The following is a 19326-nucleotide window of genomic DNA, read 5'->3' on the forward strand; positions in this document are numbered from 1 at the left end:
CCGCGTGGCCCCAGGAGTTTTGACGTTGTTCCGTTTCTTCGAAAGCCGGCTTCCCCCCTACCCCGCTGCAGAGCCGCACTTGCCTCCCAAGGCCTTTTTGGCCTTTGTGCGGGACGGCACCCGTGGCCTGCGTGGCTACGTGGCCGCCATGGCAGGTTTGTCCGCAGCCATTGCCATTTACGAAGCCCTGCTGTTTGCCGTGTTGGGCGTGGTGGTGGACTGGATCTCCACGTCCGCGTCTCCGGGCACGCTATGGGCCGAACGCAAAGCGGCGCTGATCGGCATCACTGCGCTGCTGCTGGTATCGGTGGTGCTGGTCGCCTTGCAGACCAGCATCAAGCACCAGGTGCTGGCCATCAACTTTCCGCTGCGGCTGCGCTGGAACTTTCACCGGCTGATGCTGGGCCAGAGCATGGCGTTCTACGCCGACGAGTTTGCGGGCCGCATCACCACCAAGATCATGCAGACCGCGCTGGCCGTGCGCGACATGATCTTCACGACCACCGACGTGGTGATTGGCATGGGCATCTACCTGGTGACCATCCTTGTGCTGCTGGCCGGGTTTGACGCGCGGCTGCTGCTGCCGTTTGCCGCGTGGATGGGGGCCTATGGCCTGGCCTGCTGGTACTTTGTGCCGCGCCTGGGCCAGGTGGGCAAGGCACAGGCCGACGCGCGCTCGGTGATGACCGGGCGCATCACCGACGCATACACCAACATTGCCACCGTCAAGCTGTTCTCGCACACGCGGCGCGAATCCGAATTCGCCCGTGCCGCCATGGACGCGTTCAAGCTGACCGGCTATGCGCAGATGCGCCTGGTGAGCCTGTTCGAGATCGTCAACCAGCTGCTGGTGGTGGCCATGATTCTCGGCGCGTGCGGCACGGCCCTGTGGCTATGGTCCGCCGGCGAGGTGGGGGCGGGTGCCGTGGCGGCTGTCACCGCGATGACGCTGCGCGTATCGGGCCACGCGCACTGGGTGATGTGGGAGATGACCACCCTGTTTGAAAGCGTGGGCACCATTCAGGACGGCATCAACACGCTGACCCGACCGCGCGCCGTGGTTGATGCCCCCGACGCCAAGCCCCTGGTCTTGACCCAGGGCGAGGTACGCTTTGAGGACATGAGCTTTGCCTACGGCAGCGGCCCCGATGCCCGTCCGGTCATCGACCGCCTCAACCTCACCATCCGCCCCGGCGAGAAGATCGGCCTGATTGGCCGCTCGGGCGCGGGCAAGTCCACGCTGGTCAACCTGCTGCTGCGCTTTCACGATGTGCAGTCCGGCCGCATCCTCATCGACGGACAGGACATTGCCCACGTGACCCAGGACAGCCTGCGCCGCCACATCGGCATGGTCACGCAGGACACCTCGTTGCTGCACCGGTCCATGCGCGACAACATCCTGTACGGCCGCCCCGATGCCAGCGAGGCCGACCTGCACCAGGCGGCCGCGCGTGCAGAGGCCGCAGACTTCATCGCCACACTCACCGACCTGCAGGGCCGCACCGGCTATGACGCCCATGTGGGCGAACGCGGCGTCAAGCTCTCGGGTGGCCAGCGCCAGCGTGTGGCCATTGCACGCGTGATGCTGAAAGACGCGCCCATCCTGCTGCTGGACGAAGCCACCAGCGCGCTCGACTCCGAGGTGGAAGCGGCCATCCAGCAAAGCCTGGACGGCTTGATGCAGGGCAAGACGGTGATCGCCATTGCCCACCGCCTGTCCACCATTGCCGCCATGGACCGCCTCATCGTGATGGACGCGGGCCGCATTGTGGAAGAAGGCACACACGCCCAGCTGCTGGGCCAGGGCGGCGTGTATGCCCGGCTGTGGGGCCACCAGAGCGGCGGGTTCCTGGGCGAATCGGAGGAAGACTGAGTCGGCGAGGACGGACACGAGCCGCCTGGGCGACACGCTGTCGCGCACGCGGCTGTGCGGCGGGTGTGTTGTCCCTACGGTGGCGGGTTTCAACCACCGGATGGAATCGCACCGATGATCAAAGTCACCGCCGTTTACCGCTGGCGTGAAGGCGCCACCTTCAACCACGACTACTACCACTCCGAGCACATGCGCATCGCCCGCGCAGCATTGCAGCCGCTGGGCCTGGTGCGGCTGGAGAGCGACCGTGTTCTCTACCCTGGCGAGCCGCGCCCGGGCCAGGTGGTGGCGCTGACCAACGCGTTCTTCAGCGACCTGAGGCAGGCCCAAACGGCCGCCAAGGCGACGATGGCTGAGCTGTCGGCAGACATTCCCAACTACACCAACATCCAGCCCGAGTCGTACTTTGCGCAGATGCTGGAGCACCCTGTGACCGCCTGACTGCCTCGGGGGTATGCGGTGGTTGGGTCCGCCACTACCCGCGTTCGCGCAAGGCCTTGAAGAGCAGACCCAGGCACACGCCCATGCCCAGCAAAGGGATGGCAGCCAGCGCGGCGACCACCGCGCGCGCCAGGGGCGACCAGTCAAAGTCGCGCGCTGTGCGCCAGGCGCCCAGCGCCGCGATCAGGCCCAGCACCACCATGCCCACGCGAAAGCTGGCCCCGGGCTTGAAGAAGGCCATGAGCAATGCCCCGTTGGCCACACCGATGCCCAGCGCGGCATGGCCCAGGTGCCAGGCAAACGCTGAGGTGGAGCGCCCGTAGCGGGCACCTTCATAGGCATCGTCTTCGTCCCCCTCATCCCCGGGATGCGTCTGACCCGTACGGCTGCGCGAGGGGCTGGGAGCCTGCGAGCGCGGAGTCTGGGGTTGGGGCGGCCTGGCTGCGGCTGGCGAGGGCTGGGCTCCATCACCGCGCCCCCATTCGCCTGCGGACAGGCCGGCCGCTGCCGCGATACCCACCGGCCCGATGGCTGCCCCGACCGGCGCCGGCAGGTTCGGTGCGAGTCCCCGCTCTTGCAGCACGGCACGCAGCCGCCCCGGCTCGCGCAGTGCCATCACCAGCGCCCGCACGGGCCCCTGCTCTTGCGGCTTGATGCGCAGGTCGACCACCTGCATGGTGGTGCCCCGCGTATTGGCCAGCATGAACAACGCCTTGGCCACCAGGGCATCTTTGGGACCGCCCTTGCCGCTTTCGATGAAGGTGCCCAGGTTGTAGGTGGCGTCGGCGTGGCCCGCCTCGGCCGCCTGGGCATACCAGGCGCGGGCCTGGGCCAGGTTCACGGGGCCGCCATAGCGGCCATGCTCATCGCTGGTGCCCCGGTGAAACGCGGCGTGCGGATCGCCCTCGCGGGCGTACCAGCCCGGCAGGTCGCGCAGGGGGTTGCCAGTCCACACCAGGGGCGCTGCGGCACCGGGTCCGGACGAAGCCGCAGCCATGGGCGCGAGGCTGAGGCCGCCGGGCGACTCTGACGCTTGCTGGGCCTGCTGCTTTTGCTGCACCCGCTGCCGCTGCTCTTGCGCAGCGGCGTTCCACTTGGCGGCTTGCTGCGCATCCGCCGGTCCACCCCAACCTCGCTCGAACATCACGGCCAAAAGGCGTTTGGCGGGTTCATGGTCCCAGTCCGCCGCGCGCTGGCACCAGGAGCGTGCGTTCTCAAAGTTCGGTTGCTCCCAGCCGATCACGGTCTCCAGCGCCTGCAGAAACGCGGCCACCTCATGGCCCTGGGCCGCCGCGGGCTCCAGTGCGTCTGCCGCTTCGATGCGCTTGCGCGAGTACAAGGCCAGTTGCTCGCTGCGGGCCACGGCGTCATCCACCGCCTTGCGCTCTTCGTCCACGATCTGCAGCAGTGGCTCGCCCGGGGCGGCCTTCAGCCGTGCCATCAGAGCCTGAACGCGGGCCTTCGCCTTGTCTGGAAAGCGCTCGTAGAAGGCTTGGGCGTCCTTGCGGGTCTCCGCATCGTGCGCGCCCATGAGCTGCAGTGCAGCCGCCAGGTCAAAGTGCCTGCGCTGGCCCATGGTGCCAAAACGCAGGGCCCGACCCAGCGCATACAGCGCATGGGGGTTGCCCCGCGCGGCCCAGCGCCGGTACTCGGCCCAGGCTTTGGCGTCATCGCCCGCCTGCCGCGCACGGACCGCATGGCGCACCTGCAAGTCGGGCTCCTCAGGGGCGTCGCCATTGGCCAGGTAGTGCACGCCACTTTGTGGGTCATACAGATTCAGGCCCAGGCGGGCCGCCTGCTCCCAGCCATCGTCAAACGGCGGGCCCCAATCCGGAAAGCGGGTGTTGATGCCGACGCCAAAGGTCGGGTCGGTGATGTCAGGACCACCGAGGTAAATGTCCCAGAACCCGGCAAAGCGCTGTTCGACGGCCCGGGCCCAGGCAGTGAATTGGGGGTTCATCGGCACCTGGGGGCCGGCCTCCACGCGCTCGTACTGCGCGTCCGCCTCGGCCTTGGTGGCGGGCCAGGGCCAATCAGCGGGCTTCTCCCAGATCTGGATGGTGTAACTCACGGCTCCCTCCTCGGATGCCGCTCGGAATGCGGCTTGTTGTTTGTGTTGACGCTCGTCAAGTGCGAGCAAATTCTAGAAGCGCCCTCCGCCAGCCTGCATCGCGGCACCTCTCTGTTTTGTCCAGTGATGTGCCAGCACCACACCCGGATATCTGCTGCCGTTTTGAGTAAAAATGGGCTGTAGCGCCCATACTCTATGTGCCAATAGCTCTTTTTTTTATAGCAAACCATGTCCCAGTCACCCATTTCCGTTATGGCCCTTGCGATGCCTGTGCCCACCGGCGAGCAGCTCAAGGCCGCGCGCGTTGCAGCCGGGCTCAGCCAGGCGCAAGCTGCCGAACTCATGGGCTACCCACTGCAGACCGGCAGCCGGGGCGGCGTGCAGTCGCGCACCTGGCAGGCGCTGGAGAGCATGACCGACGAGCGCAACATGCAGGGACCCGTGTTCGCGATGTTTCTGTTGCTCACCGGACAGCATCCCGATCTCGTGCTCGCACATCGCTCGCCATCGACGGACGCCCCCGCGAGCGCGCCAGCGCCCAACCCGCAATAAAAAAGGCGGAACGGCCCAAAGGCAGTTCCGCCAAGTCTCTACAGGAAGAAAACAGGATCGGCCGGGCGATCAGTCCACCTTGATATTGGCCGCCTTGATGACCTGCGCCCATTTGTCCACTTCGGCCTTCTGGAAGGTGGCGATCTGGGCCACGCTCATGTCGGCAGGCTCCATGCCAAAACCTTTGAGGCGGGTCTGCATGTCGGGCTGGGCGAGGATCTTGCGGATCTCGTCGTGCAGGCGGCTCACCACTGGGGTGGGCGTGCCGGCCGGCACAAAAATCGCCTGCCAGGACTGCACCTCGAAGTCCTTGAGCTCGGCCACACCCGACTCTGCCACCGTGGGCACGTCGGGCATGGAGGCCAGGCGCTTGGGCGACGTGACGGCAATGGCGCGCAGCTTGCCGCTCTGGATGTGCGGTGCGGCCACCACGGTGGTATCGAACATCATGTCCACTTGGCCGCTGATCACGTCCTGGATGGCGGGGCCGCTGCCCTTGTAGGGGATGTGCGTGAACTTCACGCCCGACTTGTAGGCCAGCAGTTCCACCGCCAGATGCTGTGAGCTGCCCGTGCCGGCGGACGCAGACGACAGGCCGCCCTGCTTGCCCTTGGCGGCCGTCAGCACGTCTTTCAGGGTTTTATAAGGGCTGTTGGCCGACACCACCAGCACCACCGGGTTGGTGCCGATCAGCGTGACGGGGCTGAACGACTTGATGGGGTCGTAGCCCAGCTTGGGGTACAGGCTGATGTTGATGGCATGCGAGCTGACCGTGCCACCCAGCAGCGTGAAGCCATCCGGGGCCGAGCGCGCGGCAGCCTCCGAGCCGATGCTGCCTGCCGCACCGCCCTTGTTCTCCACCACCACCGTGGTGCCCAGGGCTGTGCCGAGTTGCTGGCCGATCAGTCGGGCCAGGGTGTCAGTGGTGCCACCGGCGGCAAAGGGCACCACGTAGCTGATGGCTTTGCCGGTGGGCCAGGTGGTCTGGGCCATGGCGGGCAGCGCCATCAGCGCGCCTGCAGCTGCCAGGGCTGCGGATTGGACCAGGGTTCTGCGTTGCATGTGTTTGTCTCCTAGGGGCAATGAAAAAAGGGGGCAAAGAGCGAGGGCGCCTGCGGAGGCCTGTTGTCGGTGCAGCCTGTGAACGCGCGCCCTTACTCGCTCAGGGCATATCGACGATCTCGATCCAGTTGGGGTTCTTACCCACCGGAACGCGGGTGGGCACACCGGGAAGGCCTGTCGCGGGGTCAATGGGGTGCAGTGCGACGTGGTGCGACTCCTGTCCCGCTGCGATCAGGAAGCGACCTGACGCGTCCACCGCAAAACCGCGCGGCGTCTTTTCGGTGGGCACATGCCCCAGGGGCTGCAGCTGCCCGGTGGCGGCATCGACGCGAAATGCGCTCAGCGTGCTGGACGTGCGCTCCGACGCATACAGCGTGCGGCCATCGGGCGATAGGTGAATGTCGGCGGCCCAGGGCTTGCCCGCAAAACCTGCGGGCAATGCCGTGGTGCGCTGCAGCGGGCGCAGCGTGCCACGCTCCTTGTCGTAGGCCATCACATGCACGGCCGCATCCAGTTCGTCCAGCAGATACAGGTGGCGCTGGTCGCCGCTCCAGACGAAGTGGCGGGGGCCGGACTTTTCGGGCGCCACGGGGGTCAGCGCAGGCTCGTGGGCGGTGAGCTTGCCGGTCTCTGCATCAAACTTCCAGGCCGAGAGGTGGTCGCCACCCAGGCTGGTAGCAAAGACATAGCGGTTGGCTGCGTCCGCGTGGATGGCGTGCGCGTTGGGCGCGGTGGGGATGAGCTGCTGCACCGCTCCCACGACACCGTCCTTGCCAATGCTGTTGACCGTGATCTTGTGTCCGGGGTAGGAGGCTGCGAACAGCCAGCGCCCGGTGGCGTCGGTGTCGATATTGGCCATGCTGTCGGCCAACGGCGCCTCGCCCAGCTTGCGCAGCTTGCCGCTCGCCGGGTCAATGGCCAGGCTGACCACCCGAAACGGCTGCGAGCGCAATGCCACATAGAGCACGCGCTTGTCCGGGCTGACGGCCATGGGCATGGCAGCGCCGCCCAGTGCCGTGGTGTCCACGGTCTTGAGCGTCCCGGCGGCGCGGTCCAGCTCCAGCACCGACACATCCTGGCTGTCTGCATTGGCCACGTACACCCAGGTGGCTGCCTGCACAGCCTGTACGCCCAGCGCGGTTGCAACGGCCAGCATCACGGGCGCGACGCGGTGACGGATACGAAATGGGATGGTCATGCTCGGTCCCCTGGGAGTGCCTTCGGCTGGACTGCGACTCTGAAGCGCGCCCGCCAGTGAGGTTGTGGTGGTTCTGCTGCGCCCGGAGACGCCATTCGCAGGGCGATTCATTGCTGCAGCATCTGGTGATTGTGATATGTCGTCATACAACAAGGAATGCATTCTGACCCATCTTTAGCGCTGACAGAGAAAGGGATTACCCGAGGTCACTTACAACCTCGAAACACCCGCCAGTCAACAATCTCTGGATTTTTCTGGGCCAAAAATCTCAGTACAAACCCTGAAATCCCCCTAAACATGCACTGAATGACACCAGCATGGATTGCATATTTTTCGATCCAGTTGTACGATGACTAACAACACAAACACACGGAGACATTCCATGAGCCTGCAACGTCGCGCAATTCTTCTGGCCTGCACTGCCGCTCTGGCGGCAGCTTCTGCCACGGCCCAGACCGCTGAATGGCCTGCCAAGACACTGCGCATCGTGGTGCCCTACCCACCAGGCGGCAGCTCGGACATCATTGCGCGCTCGATCAGTCAGGCGCTGTCCGAATCGCTCAAGCAGAGCGTGATCGTCGAGAACAAGCCCGGCGCCAATGGCAACCTGGGTGCCGACTTTGTGGCCAAAGCCGAGCCCGATGGCTACACCATGCTGCTGTGTGATGTGGGCGCGCTGGCGATCAGCCCCTCGGTCTACACCAAGCTGTCGTTCGACCCCTCCAAAGACCTGCGCGGTGTGACCATGCTGGCCTACTCGCCCCACCTGCTGGTAGTGCACCCCTCGGTGCCGGTCAACAACCTCAAGGAGCTGATCGCCTACTCCAAGAAGAACGAGCTGAACTTTGCCGTGACGGCCACCGGCAGTGCTCCTCACCTTGCCGGCGTGGCGCTGGAGCGCGCCAGCGGCGCACGCTGGCAGTACATCCCCTACAAGGGCGGCGTCACCGCGATTCAGGACACCGTGGCCGGCCAGACCCAGGTGCTGATGAACGGCATGCTAGCCACCCTGCCCCAGGTACAAAACGGCAAGCTCAAGGTGCTGGGCGTTTCCAAGTCCACCCGCATGCCGCTGATCGGTGACGTGCCCACGATTGCCGAGCAAGGTGTGACCGGCTACGAGTCCGGCACCTGGCAAGGCGTGCTGCTGCCACGCGGCACACCCGATGCGGTCGTGCAAAAGCTCAACAAGGCGCTCATCACTGCCATCCGCGCACCCGAGATCCGCTCGCGCCTGGCCGGCCAGGGCGCCGAAGTGGTGACCATGACCTCCACCGAACAGGACCAGTTCTTCTCCAAGGAACGCGCGCGCTGGGCCAGCGTGGTGAAGGCCGCCAACATCAAGCTCGACTGAGCGCCACAGACACCCGTTTCATTCACCATCCTCTCCCGCTGCAATGACCATGACCGCGCAAGAACTCAAAACCATCATGGGCTCCGGCCTGCTCTCGTTCCCCATCACCGACTTCGACGAGCAGGGCAACTTCCGCCCCAAGACCTACATCGAGCGCCTGGAGTGGCTCGCCCCCTACGGCGCCAGCGCCCTGTTTGCCGCCGGTGGCACGGGTGAGTACTTCTCGCTCTCGGGCCCCGAATACAGCGAGGTCATCAAGACGGCCGTGGATACCTGCCGGGGGAAGGTGCCGATCATTGCCGGTGCCGGTGGCCCCACCCGCACGGCCATTGCCCATGCCCAGGAGGCCGAGCGTCTGGGCGCCCATGGCATCCTGCTGCTGCCCCATTACCTGACCGAAGCTGGCCAGGAAGGCCTGATTGCCCATGTGGAGCAGGTCTGCAAGAGCGTGAAGTTCGGTGTGATCGTCTACAACCGCGACCGCACCAAGCTCACGGCCGAGTCCCTGGCCATCCTGGCCGAGCGTTGTCCGAACCTGGTGGGGTTCAAGGACGGTGTGGGCAATATCGAGACCATGTCGTCCATCTACATGAAGATGGGGGACCGCTTTTCGTACCTGGGCGGTCTGCCCACGGCGGAGGTGTATGCCGCTGCCTACAAGGCGCTGGGCACGCCGGTGTATTCGTCGGCGGTCTTCAACTTCATCCCCAAGACGGCGATGGAGTTCTACAAGGCGGTGGCCAGCGATGACACGGCCACGCAGCACCGGCTGCTCAAGTCGTTCTTCATGCCGTACCTGGCCATCCGCAACCGGGTGGAGGGCTATGGCGTGTCGATCATCAAGGCGGGTGCGCGCATCGTGGGCCATGACGGCGGGCCGGTGCGGGCGCCGCTGACGGACCTCAAGCCCAGCGAGATGGAAGAGCTCAAGGCGCTGATTGACAAGCTTGGGCCGCAGTAAGCGCGGCCTGGCGCAGGGCCTGGTTCACCAGGCCCTCGTTTTTTGCTCCCATTGCAGACACCCCTACACCCCGGGCCCGGCCGTGCACAGGTCCGGAGGCAGTCGTGGCACGCCCATTCCCAAAACCCCAACACAACAACGGAGACAGACAAAATGTTCAAGCAAATCGTTCTCGCCGCGGCCGCTGCCGTGACCATTGCCGCGCTCGCAGGTTGCGCCACGGGTGCGGCAGCCACAGCCTCCTCGGCATCGACCGAACAGGCAGTGGCTGCCGCCGCAGAAAAGCTGCGCGTGGCCATGATCGACCCCACGCCCGCTGCACTGACCGCCCTCGTCGCCGACGACCTGAGCTACGGCCATTCGGGCGGCCGCGTGGACACCAAGGACAGCTTCATCGGCGACCTGATCGCTGGCAAGTCCGACTTCGTGACCATCGCCATCACCGACCAGACCATCAAGGTGGTGGGTAACACCGCCATCGTGCGCCACACCCTCACGGCCGACACCAACGATTCGGGCAAGCCCGGCAAGGTGCAGATCAAGATCCTGGGCGTGTGGCAACAGCAAGGGGGCCAGTGGAAGCTGCTGGCGCGCCAGGCCGTGCGCGTCGCGGCATGATGTAGACACATCGGGGCGGCTGTGTGCCGCCGTATGCCGCCCCTTGCATTTTTTGGCACTGTTGCCCCACGAAACCATGACCACGACTCCCCCTCGCATCCTGCAAATCGGCCGCCTGCCCCTTCCCGCACTGGAAGCCGAACTGGCTGCCCGTTACAGCGTCGCCTGCCTGGCCGACCAGCCCGATCCAGCGGCTTTTCTGGCGTCGCACGGTGCAGAGTTCACGGGGGTGGTGACCACCGCAGCCATCGGCCTCAAGGGCGAAGTCATTGCGGCATTGCCCAACCTTCGGGTCATCAGCAGTTTTGGCGTAGGTTTTGATGCGCTGGACATCGATGCAGCCAAGGCCCGTGGTGTGCAGGTGGGCTACACACCCGGCGTGCTCAACGACTGTGTGGCCGACATGGCGTTCGCGCTGATGCTGGATGTGTCACGCCACGTGGCCGCCAGCGACCGTTTTGTGCGCCGTGGTGAATGGCCGAAGGCCAGATACGCACTGGGCACCCGAGTGTCCGGCAAGCGGCTGGGCATCGTGGGCATGGGCCGCATCGGGCAGGCCGTGGCCGAGCGTGCGAGCGGGTTTCGCATGGAGGTGGGGTACCACAACCGCCGCCCGGCGCAGGAATGCGCACTGCCCTACTTCGAGTCGGTGACCGCGCTGGCGCAATGGGCCGACTACCTCGTGCTCACCGTTGCAGGCGGCGCTGCAACGCGCCACCTCGTCAACCGCGATGTGCTGGAGGCCTTGGGCCCCACCGGATTTCTCATCAATGTGGCGCGTGGCACTGTGGTGGACGAGGCGGCACTGATCGATGCGCTGACCGAGCGCCGCATTGCGGGCGCCGGGCTGGACGTGTTTGAGAACGAACCCAGCGTGCCCGCCGCGCTGATGGCGCTGGACAACGTGGTGCTGACACCGCACACCGCCAGCGCCACCCACGAAACCCGCCGCGCCATGGCAGACCTGGTGCTGGAGAACCTGGCATCCTTCTTTGCGACGGTCACCGTGCGCACGCCGGTGCCGGGCACGCCGGGCGCTTGAGCCCGCCACGGCGCCCTGTGTAACGCAGCTGCCCTCACAGGGAGGGTGTGGAGCAGCTCAGCGTGTCACTTCACGCGGTCGCGCGAGATGTCCATGATCATTCGCGTGGCGAGGTACAGGCGCGGCACGATGGTGTTGATCTGCACGTACTCCGCATCGTTGGAGTGCGCGCCGTAGCCCGACAGGCCCATGCCCTCCACCACCGCGCCCTTGGTCTTGAGCGCCGCAAACGCTGCGTCGGTGCCGCCGCCCGTGGCTTTCTCCACCACATTGAGCGACATGCCCAGCTCCTGGTAAATGACCTTGCCGTAACCCGCCACGCGGCGGGATGCGTCGCTGGCCTCCAGCGGCGGGCGGCGCACTTCAAACTTCACATCCACCTTGGATGCGGGCAGCAGCTTGCTCTTGACCTTCTCTTGCAGGCCTTTCTCCAGCCCGTCAAAGTCCGCCACACGCAGCGCGCGCGCATCGGCCTGGGCCGTGGCTTCGGCCGGAATCACGTTGCGGTTGGTACCTGCCTTGGACACCGTCCAGTTCAGCTTGAGGCCCTCGTCGGACTTGGACAAGTCCTTCATTTGCAGCAGCTGGTGCGACAGCTCATACAGCGCGTTCACGCCATCCTCGGGCTTGGCCCCGGCGTGCGATGCCTTGCCCTGCACCGTAAGGTAAGCCGCCCCAATGCCGCTGGTGGCCAGGCGCAGCGTGCCGTCGGTGCCGCCGCCTTCGAACGACAACACCACGTCCTGCTCGGACGCCACACGAGTGATGGTGCTGCGCCAGCCGGGCGAGCTGATTTCCTCGTCGCCGTTGATCAGCACGGTGAGCGTGCCGTAGTCCTTGAAGTTGAGCTTTTGCAGCAAGGCCACGGTGTGGATGATGAGCGCGATGCCCTGCTTGTCGTCCGAAATGCCCAGGCCATAGGCCTTGTCGCCATCGATGCGGAACGGCTGGCCTTTGAGCATGCCTTTGAGGTACACCGTGTCCATGTGCGCGATGAGCATGATCTTCTTGCTGCCCGTGCCCTTGAACACGGCCTGCACTGCAGGGCCCACCTTCTCGGGGGTGTCGTCGAGGCGGTAGATGTCGCTGGTTTGCAGCACATCCACCGTGCCGCCCAATTGCTTGAGCTGGCTGGCAATGCGCTCGGCGATCTGGTTCAGGCCTTCGATGTCCTTGCTGCCCGACTCGATATGCACCAGGTCACGCAGGGTGTCGAGCAGCGGCTGCTGCTCCTTCTGGGCCAGCGCATGGACATCAGCCACCGGCGCAGCGTGGGCCACGGCGGCGGCAAACGCCAGCGCCAGCGAGGCCATCAGGGGGCGGACAAACGAAGGGGCTGAGTGTGGGCGGCGCTGCGGATGGTGCATGGTGCGAAGGCTCGGTGAAAAGATGAGGAAAGCGATTATGGAGTCTTGCAACACCAATTTCAAACACTGATCCTCCTTGCAATGTTTCGGTCAGCGCCTGCGCGCCAGACTCAGCCCGCAGGCGCAAACACCTCGGGGCCCAGTCGTGACTTGTGGCCCCTGGGTTCAAACAGCCACATGCCATACAGCGGGAGAGATTCCGCCAGCCGCAGGGGCGCCACCAGCGTGGACGCGCCGCCCAGCAACGCAGGGTGCGGCACAACAGCCAGCAGGTCGGACTGCGCCACCAGGTGCAACAGGCTGGCAAAGTCGGGGCAGCGCACGGACATCTTGGGCACGGGCATGCGGCGCACACGGTGCGCTTCCGTCAACACATCCACCGGCCCGCTGACGCTGGGCCCCACACAGGCCCATGCAGCGCCCTGCAGTTGCACCAGCGACGGGGCCCGGGCCAATGGGTGGCCTTTGCGCGCATAGACCTGGGGATGCAACTCGTACAGGGGCCGCTCCACCACGTCGGGGTGCACAAACTTGCGCGGCTTGGGGGCGATGACCGCATCAAAGCGCCGCTGCAGCAGGCCGTCCAGCAGGCTGCCTTCATCGGCTGTCGCCATCTCCAGGGAGCGCCGGGCGTTGGGCAGGCACCAGCTGGCGTACAGCAGCGGCCCACAGACCAGCGCCGCTGAAGACGTGAGCCCCACCCGCAGCAGGTATCGGTCTGCCGCAGTCACCGAAGCGCGGGGCAGCGCCTCCACCCCTTGTGCCAGGGGCAGGGCCTGCACAGCCACGGCCCGGGCCAGGTCGGTGGGCACATGGCGGCGCCCCTCCCGCACCAGCAAGGGCTGCGCGAAGTGGGCTTGCAGTGCTTTCATGCCATGGCTGATCGCAGGCTGCGACACGCCGCAGGCCTTGGCCGCCAAGGCGAACGAGCCCTGTTCGATGACCGCGTGGAGGTATTGCAGGTAGCGCAGATACATAAACACCTTTTATGTATAAGCCACCATTGTCTCTTGTCGTGCGGCGCGGAGTTGGCGACGCTACGCACTCCACTCCACGCCCTTTGCATCGCCACGTATGAGCCACACCCCCATCGACACTGTCCGCACCTACCTTGCCCACCTGCACGCCAGCCACACCGACGGGCTGATTGCCTGCTTTGAAGACGATGGCGTGGTGCATTCGCCCTTTCTGGGCACCATGCGCGCGAGCGACTTTTTCCAAAAGCTCGCCCAGGCTTCCAGCGGCAGCGTGATCACCGTGCTGGATCTGTTCGTCTCCGCGCAACCAGACAACGGCGGCGCCGTGCGGGTCGCCGCCTACTTCCGCTACGACTGGACATTGAACGATGGGCGCGAAGTGACGTTCACCTGCGTGGATGTGTTCACCTTCGACGCGGGCAGCACCCGCATCCGCGACATGAACATCGTCTACGACACCCACCCGCTGCGCGAGGAGGTGGGCGACAAGTACGCGCCTGATCCGGTCACAACAGCTCCACGCCCTTGAGCGTCACAAAACTGGTCTCGCGCGTCACCTGCACAAAGTCCTGCAGGTACGGTTTGGCCGACAGGCTGGGCAGGCTGGCCGCGTGCAGCTCGCCGCGCAGGCCTTTTTCGCCAGGTCCTGCCGCAATGGGCCGCGCCGTCACATACCCCCGGTCCAGGTAGCTCTGCACCGCCCACAGCGGCAGCGCCGCCACGCCGCGCCCGCTGGCCACCAGCTGCAGCATGGCCACCGTGAGCTCGGTGGTGCGGCGCGGGGGGCGCACGCCGGCGGGCTCCAGCACCTGGCGGATCAGGTCCAGCATTTCGTCGGGCACGGGGTAGGTGATGATGGTCTGGTCGGCAAAGTCCTGCGCCACCAGGTGCGGCTTGGCCACCAGCGGGTGTGTGTTGGCCAGCAGCGCGCGGATCTCGAAACCAAAGAGCGCGTGATAGTCCACGCCTGCCTCATCACTATCCACCTCCGACACGATGGCCACATCGGCCCGGCCTTGGTGCAGCAGGCCCACGGGGTCGGCATGAAAGCCGCTCACGATGTCCAGCTCCACCTCGGGCCAGCGGGTGCGAAAGGCGTCCATCGCGGGCATCAGCCAGTCAAAGCAGGTGTGGCATTCCACCGCAATGCGCATCTGCCCACCCTGCCCCAGCACCAGGCGGGCGATGTCGCGCTCGGCGCCTTCCACCTGGGGCAGCATGGCATCGGCCAGGGCCAGCAGCCGCTCGCCCACGGCAGTGAACTGCGGCGGTACCGATTTGCGCTCGAACAGCTGCTGGCCGTAGCGGTCTTCCAGCAGCTTGATCTGGTGCGACAGCGCCGACTGCGTGAGGTTGAGCAACTGCGCGGCCCGCACCAGGCTGCCGCTGTCGCGCAAGGCCACCAGCGTGCGCAGGTGGCGCACTTCCAGAATCGACTGGTTCATTATTAATTTTCAAGTTGACCGACTAAAACTTTCGTTTGAATAATAAACGAGCCCGCGCGACCATCGGTGCCTTCATTGCATTGCTCCATTCAGAAGAAGGAAATCACCATGTCGCTCGCTGCTCCAACCACCCGCCGCCCTGTGCGCACGCACACCCTGGGCTTTCCGCGCATGGGGGCGCAGCGTGCGCTGAAATTCGCGCTCGAATCCTTCTGGCGCGGTGACAGCAGCGAGGCCGATCTGCAGGCCACGGCCGCCCAGTTGCGCCAGTTGCACTGGCAGGCGCAGGCCGATGCGAGCCTCGGCTTTGTGACCGTGGGCGACTTTGCTCTGTACGACCATGTGGCCAACCACATCCAACTGCTGGGCTGCGAGCCTGCACGTTTTGGCTTTGATGCCCACACGCCCGAGCTGGCCCGCTACTTTGCAATGGCACGCGGCGTGTCGGCCCACACCACACCTGACCACGCAGGCTGCAGCGCCGGTTGCACCGCCAAGCACCACACCGCAGGCCAGCCCGCACTGGAGATGACCAAGTGGTTCGACACCAACTACCACTACCTCGTGCCCGAGTTCAGCGCCCACACCCAGTTCCACCTGGCCAGTGAGCGCCTGTTTGCCGAAGTGGCCGAGGCCCAAGCACTGGGCCACCGCGTCAAGGCCGTGCTGCTGGGGCCGCTGAGCTTCTTGTGGCTGGGCAAATCCAAAACGGCGGGCTTCGACCGATTCAGCCTGCTGGAGTCCCTGCTGCCCGTGTACGAAGCCGTGCTGGCACGCCTGAAGGCCCAGGGCGTGGAATGGGTGCAGATCGACGAACCCATCCTGGGCCTGGACCTGCCCGACGTGTGGCGCCACGCCTTTGAGCCCAGCTACTGGCAACTCGCCCGCAGCGCGCCCAAGCTGCTACTGGCCACCTACTTCTCGCCCCTGGCCGAGAACCTGCGCCTGGCCTGCCAGCTGCCCGTGGCCGGCCTGCATGTGGACGCCGTGCGCGCCCCTGACGAACTGGTGGGCGTGGCCGACTGGTTGCCGTCGCACAAAGTGCTGTCGGTGGGCATCGTGGACGGCCGCAACATCTGGCGCACCGACCTGGATGCGGCGCTGGCCAAACTGCGCCCCGTGGCCGACAAGCACCAGGGCGAGTTGTGGCTGGCACCGTCGTGCTCTCTGCTGCATGTGCCGTTCAGCCTGCAGGCCGAGACGCAGCTGGATGCCGAGGTGAAGTCGTGGCTGGCGTTTGCGGTGGAAAAACTCGATGAGCTGCGCGTGCTTGCCACCGCCTTGTCGCAAGGCGAAGCGGCGGTAGACGACGAACTGCACGCCGCCCGCACCGCCCTGGCCGCCCGCCGCGCCAGCCCGCGTGTGCACCGCGCCACCGTGGCGGCCCGCATTGCCGCGGCCGCGCCAGGGGCCGATCAGCGCGCCAACGCCTTCCCTGCTCGGCAAAAGGCCCAACGCGCACGGCTGAAGCTGCCGCTGTTGCCCACCACCACGATTGGCTCGTTCCCGCAGACGGCAGAGATCCGCGCGGCCCGCGCCGCCTTCAAGCGCGGGGCACTGGATGCGGCCCACTACCAACAGAAGATGGAAGCTGAAATTGCCCTGGCCGTGCGCAAGCAGGAAGCCCTGGGCATTGACGTGCTGGTGCACGGCGAAGCCGAGCGCAACGACATGGTCGAGTACTTTGGCGAGCAGCTCGACGGCTTTGCCTTCACCGCCAACGGCTGGGTGCAGAGCTATGGCTCGCGCTGCGTGAAGCCGCCCATCATCTACGGCGACGTGGCCCGTCCCACGCCCATGACCGTGGCCTGGACGCAGTACGCGCAGAGCCTCACCGCCAAACCCATGAAAGGCATGCTCACCGGCCCCATCACCATCCTGCAATGGAGCTTTGTGCGCGACGACCAGCCCCGCGCCACCACGGCCGACCAGATCGCCTGGGCCATCCGCGACGAGGTGTGCGACCTCGAAGCCGCCGGCATCGCCATCATCCAGATCGACGAGCCCGCGATCCGCGAAGGGCTGCCGCTGCGCCGCGCGGGGTGGAAGAGCTATCTGGAGCGCGCCACGCGCGCCTTCCGCATCAGTGCCAGCGGCGTGCGCAATGACACGCAGATCCACACCCACATGTGCTACAGCGAGTTCAACGACATCCTGCCCGCCATCGCGGCCATGGATGCCGATGTGATCACGATTGAGACGAGCCGGTCGGACATGGAGTTGTTGCAGGGCTTTGGCGACTTCAAATATCCGAACGAGATCGGCCCTGGCGTGTACGACATCCACTCGCCCCGCGTGCCTGGCGTGCAGGAGATGGCTGCGCTGCTGGAAAAAGCCGCCGAGGTCGTGCCCGTGGAGCACCTGTGGGTGAACCCCGATTGCGGCCTCAAGACCCGGGGCTGGCCCGAGACCGAAGCCGCCCTGCGCCACATGGTGCAGGCCGCGCAGGAAGTGCGCGAGCGGTTGCTGGAAGAGGCGGCCTTGGCCTGACGGCCCCCGGTTCAGCCAGCAGCGCGCTTGATCTCGGCCAACTTGACCAGCACCTGCAGCGCGTGGTTCAGCGGCGTCGGCACGCCCAAGGCGGCGCCGCGCTTGACCACATAGCCATTCAGGTGGTCGATCTCGGTGGGTTTGCCACGCGCCAGATCCTGCGCGGTGGACGAATACTGCCCGGGCATGGTGCTGGCAATGCCGCGCACCGCCGCCTGCACATCGCCCGGAATCGTCACTCCGTCAGCAGCAGCTACCGCCAGGCACTCGGCCACGATGTCGGCAATCACCTGCGTCACGCCGGGCACCTGCACCAGCGGGCCGTAGGGCTGCTGCGACAGGGCCGACAGCGCGTTGTAGGCGCTGTTGAGCAGCAGCTTGGCCCAGAGCGCGCCACGCACGTTGTCTGACACCTGGGTGGGAATGCCCGCCGCCGTGAGCTGGCGGGCCACCTCGTCGCTGCGCGGCGAAGGTGCAATCACCAGCTCGCCCCGGCCATGGTGCACCACATGCCCGGGGCCGCCCATGGCAGTAGCCACATAGACCACAGCGGCTGCCACGGGGGTGCTGGCGTCCAGCACGGCGCGCACGCGCTCGTCGTTGTCCACACCGTTCTGCAAGGTCAGCACCAGCGCGCCAGGGGCCAAATGGGGGCGAATCTGCTGCGCGGCGTCTTCCGAGTCGGACGACTTCACGCAGAACAGCACCACGTCCGCGCCATGCACCGCGCTGGCCTCGGTGCTGGCCGCCAGGGGCACCTGCACATCCATCGCCGCCGTCTGCAGCCGCAGACCGTTGTCGCGCACGGCCAGCACGTGGGCGGGCCGCCCGATGAGCGTTACGGCATGGCCCGCCCGGGCGAGCAAGGCACCAAAGTAGCAGCCCACGGCACCCGCGCCCATCACGGCAAAACGCAGGGGCGGTGCAATGTCCAAGGCAGTGGGCAGGGAGGCAGATGAATCAGCAGCAGCGGTCATGGCGGTGTCCCGGTGGGCAAGTCACAGAAGGGGCGGTCAACAAGGCGCCCCACTATATAGGCGGCAGCCTGCGCACCAAAAATCAAGGGTTTTTGGGCTGATGCGCTAGTCGAACATGCCTTATCAGCTATCAAATACGTAGCAAATTGACATTCTGCAAGGCTGCTTTCAGGGGCGCACTCCCTTCACTCGCGCCATTTTCAGCACCGCGAACCCCCGTCCGTTACCTCCCGTTCGTGTGCTCCCACCCCGCTCAAAGGCCCCTCTCCAGTGTCAGGAATTTAATCAATGCAAAGACAATAATTGTCTAGTCAATTAAATTTCCCACCCATGTCAGCCCCTCCCGAACCCAGCCAAGCCCCCGCGTTCTACAACGCCGAGCACTACGACCCCAGCAAGCTGGTGCCCGAAAACAGCGTCGGCTACCTGATGCGCAAGGTGATGTCGTCCATCCGCACGCAGGCCGATGCCCAGCTGTCTTTGCACGAACTCACCTACGCCCAGTGGCTGCCACTGTTCAAGTTGTCCCTGTGCGAGACCGCCACCGTGGCCAGCCTGGCGCGTGACCTGGAGACCGACCCCGCCTCCATGACCCGGTCGCTCGACCGCATGGAGGCCAAGGGTCTGGTGGTGCGGGAGCGTTCCACCGTGGACCGCCGCGTCGTGCAGCTCAGGCTCACGGCCGAGGGTCAGCGCATTGCAGCCCTGGTGCCCCCCGTGCTGGCCGACGTGCTCAACGGCCACCTCAGCGACTTCAGCCATGACGAGTGGCAGCTTTTGCTGTCCATGCTGCGCCGCATGCTGGCCAACGGCGAAGCGCTGCGCCAGCAGACCCCCTCACCCACCGAACCCGCAGCCGGTTGACCCCGCCCTGTTGCCCTGCCCCCTGGAGATTTCC

The 19326-nt window shown here is 65.9% G+C and carries 17 protein-coding genes; 10 read left to right on the forward strand and 7 right to left on the reverse strand.

Features of this window, described 5'->3' with window-relative positions; translation table 11 throughout:
• Positions 1-25 precede the first annotated feature (25 nt).
• Both ATF69_RS11025 and ATF69_RS11030 read left to right on the forward strand, forming a co-directional pair.
• Positions 26-1873 carry an ABC transporter ATP-binding protein gene (locus tag ATF69_RS11025; protein ID WP_146870967.1) on the forward strand — a complete coding sequence of 616 codons (1848 nt, stop codon included), beginning with the start codon at positions 26-28 and terminating at the stop codon, positions 1871-1873.
• A 114-nt stretch (positions 1874-1987) separates the two neighbouring features.
• Complete coding sequence (locus ATF69_RS11030; protein ID WP_108497174.1) at positions 1988-2314, forward strand: EthD family reductase; 327 nt, start codon at positions 1988-1990, stop codon at positions 2312-2314.
• Positions 2315-2348: 34 nt separating this feature from the next.
• Here the strand turns inward: ATF69_RS11030 and ATF69_RS11035 are convergent, their stop codons facing one another.
• On the reverse strand, positions 2349-4385 hold the full coding sequence (locus ATF69_RS11035) for a tetratricopeptide repeat protein (RefSeq protein ID WP_146870968.1): 2037 nt from the start codon (positions 4383-4385) through the stop codon (positions 2349-2351).
• A 228-nt stretch (positions 4386-4613) separates the two neighbouring features.
• Between ATF69_RS11035 and ATF69_RS11040 the strand changes: the two genes are divergently transcribed.
• Positions 4614-4937: a helix-turn-helix domain-containing protein gene (locus ATF69_RS11040; protein WP_146870969.1), complete on the forward strand. Its 324-nt coding sequence runs from the start codon at positions 4614-4616 to the stop codon at positions 4935-4937.
• A 69-nt stretch (positions 4938-5006) separates the two neighbouring features.
• Here the strand turns inward: ATF69_RS11040 and ATF69_RS11045 are convergent, their stop codons facing one another.
• The gene (locus ATF69_RS11045; RefSeq protein ID WP_056644750.1) at positions 5007-5999 is read right to left on the reverse strand and encodes a Bug family tripartite tricarboxylate transporter substrate binding protein; all 993 of its coding nucleotides are present in this window, start codon (positions 5997-5999) and stop codon (positions 5007-5009) included.
• Between the two features lie 100 nt (positions 6000-6099).
• Complete coding sequence (locus ATF69_RS11050; RefSeq protein ID WP_146870970.1) at positions 6100-7197, reverse strand: lactonase family protein; 1098 nt, start codon at positions 7195-7197, stop codon at positions 6100-6102.
• 382 nt (positions 7198-7579) lie between these two features.
• On the opposite strand from ATF69_RS11050, the gene ATF69_RS11055 reads away from it, so the two are divergent.
• The 4 genes from ATF69_RS11055 to ATF69_RS11070 all read left to right on the forward strand — a co-directional run bounded on the left by ATF69_RS11055 (position 7580) and on the right by ATF69_RS11070 (position 11172).
• Positions 7580-8551 (forward strand): Bug family tripartite tricarboxylate transporter substrate binding protein, encoded by a 972-nt coding sequence (locus ATF69_RS11055; RefSeq protein ID WP_146870971.1) that lies wholly within the window; start codon positions 7580-7582, stop codon positions 8549-8551.
• Between the two features lie 49 nt (positions 8552-8600).
• Positions 8601-9512, forward strand: a complete 912-nt coding sequence (kdgD, locus tag ATF69_RS11060; protein WP_146870972.1) for a 5-dehydro-4-deoxyglucarate dehydratase — start codon at positions 8601-8603, stop codon at positions 9510-9512.
• Positions 9513-9665: 153 nt separating this feature from the next.
• Positions 9666-10130, forward strand: a complete 465-nt coding sequence (locus ATF69_RS11065) for a nuclear transport factor 2 family protein (RefSeq protein WP_056062526.1) — start codon at positions 9666-9668, stop codon at positions 10128-10130.
• Between the two features lie 76 nt (positions 10131-10206).
• Positions 10207-11172 carry a 2-hydroxyacid dehydrogenase gene (locus ATF69_RS11070; RefSeq protein ID WP_146870973.1) on the forward strand — a complete coding sequence of 322 codons (966 nt, stop codon included), beginning with the start codon at positions 10207-10209 and terminating at the stop codon, positions 11170-11172.
• Positions 11173-11237: 65 nt separating this feature from the next.
• Here the strand turns inward: ATF69_RS11070 and ATF69_RS11075 are convergent, their stop codons facing one another.
• Both ATF69_RS11075 and ATF69_RS11080 read right to left on the reverse strand, forming a co-directional pair.
• Positions 11238-12539 carry a M20/M25/M40 family metallo-hydrolase gene (locus ATF69_RS11075; protein WP_108497416.1) on the reverse strand — a complete coding sequence of 434 codons (1302 nt, stop codon included), beginning with the start codon at positions 12537-12539 and terminating at the stop codon, positions 11238-11240.
• A gap of 110 nt (positions 12540-12649) precedes the next feature.
• Positions 12650-13516 (reverse strand): LysR family transcriptional regulator, encoded by an 867-nt coding sequence (locus ATF69_RS11080; RefSeq protein WP_146870974.1) that lies wholly within the window; start codon positions 13514-13516, stop codon positions 12650-12652.
• A 97-nt stretch (positions 13517-13613) separates the two neighbouring features.
• Here ATF69_RS11080 and ATF69_RS11085 point away from each other — a divergent pair, with 97 nt between their 5' ends.
• Positions 13614-14045, forward strand: a complete 432-nt coding sequence (locus ATF69_RS11085) for a nuclear transport factor 2 family protein (protein WP_146870975.1) — start codon at positions 13614-13616, stop codon at positions 14043-14045.
• Here ATF69_RS11085 and ATF69_RS11090 read toward each other — a convergent pair.
• A complete protein-coding gene (locus tag ATF69_RS11090; RefSeq protein ID WP_146870976.1) occupies positions 14023-14961 on the reverse strand; it encodes a LysR family transcriptional regulator in 939 nt (312 codons plus the stop codon). The two genes, ATF69_RS11085 and ATF69_RS11090, sit on opposite strands and share 23 nt — an antisense overlap.
• Before the next feature lie 108 nt (positions 14962-15069).
• Here ATF69_RS11090 and metE point away from each other — a divergent pair, with 108 nt between their 5' ends.
• Positions 15070-17451: a 5-methyltetrahydropteroyltriglutamate--homocysteine S-methyltransferase gene (metE, locus tag ATF69_RS11095; RefSeq protein ID WP_146870977.1), complete on the forward strand. Its 2382-nt coding sequence runs from the start codon at positions 15070-15072 to the stop codon at positions 17449-17451.
• Between the two features lie 11 nt (positions 17452-17462).
• Here the strand turns inward: metE and ATF69_RS11100 are convergent, their stop codons facing one another.
• Positions 17463-18428, reverse strand: coding sequence for a ketopantoate reductase family protein (locus ATF69_RS11100; protein WP_146870978.1), 966 nt, complete (start codon positions 18426-18428; stop codon positions 17463-17465).
• Between the two features lie 330 nt (positions 18429-18758).
• Between ATF69_RS11100 and ATF69_RS11105 the strand changes: the two genes are divergently transcribed.
• The gene (locus ATF69_RS11105; protein WP_099730170.1) at positions 18759-19292 is read left to right on the forward strand and encodes a MarR family winged helix-turn-helix transcriptional regulator; all 534 of its coding nucleotides are present in this window, start codon (positions 18759-18761) and stop codon (positions 19290-19292) included.
• Positions 19293-19326: the final 34 nt, after the last annotated feature.

Origin of the sequence: Acidovorax delafieldii (assembly GCF_007993815.1) — a bacterium.
GTDB classification, from domain to species: Bacteria; Pseudomonadota; Gammaproteobacteria; order Burkholderiales; family Burkholderiaceae_C; genus Acidovorax; species Acidovorax delafieldii.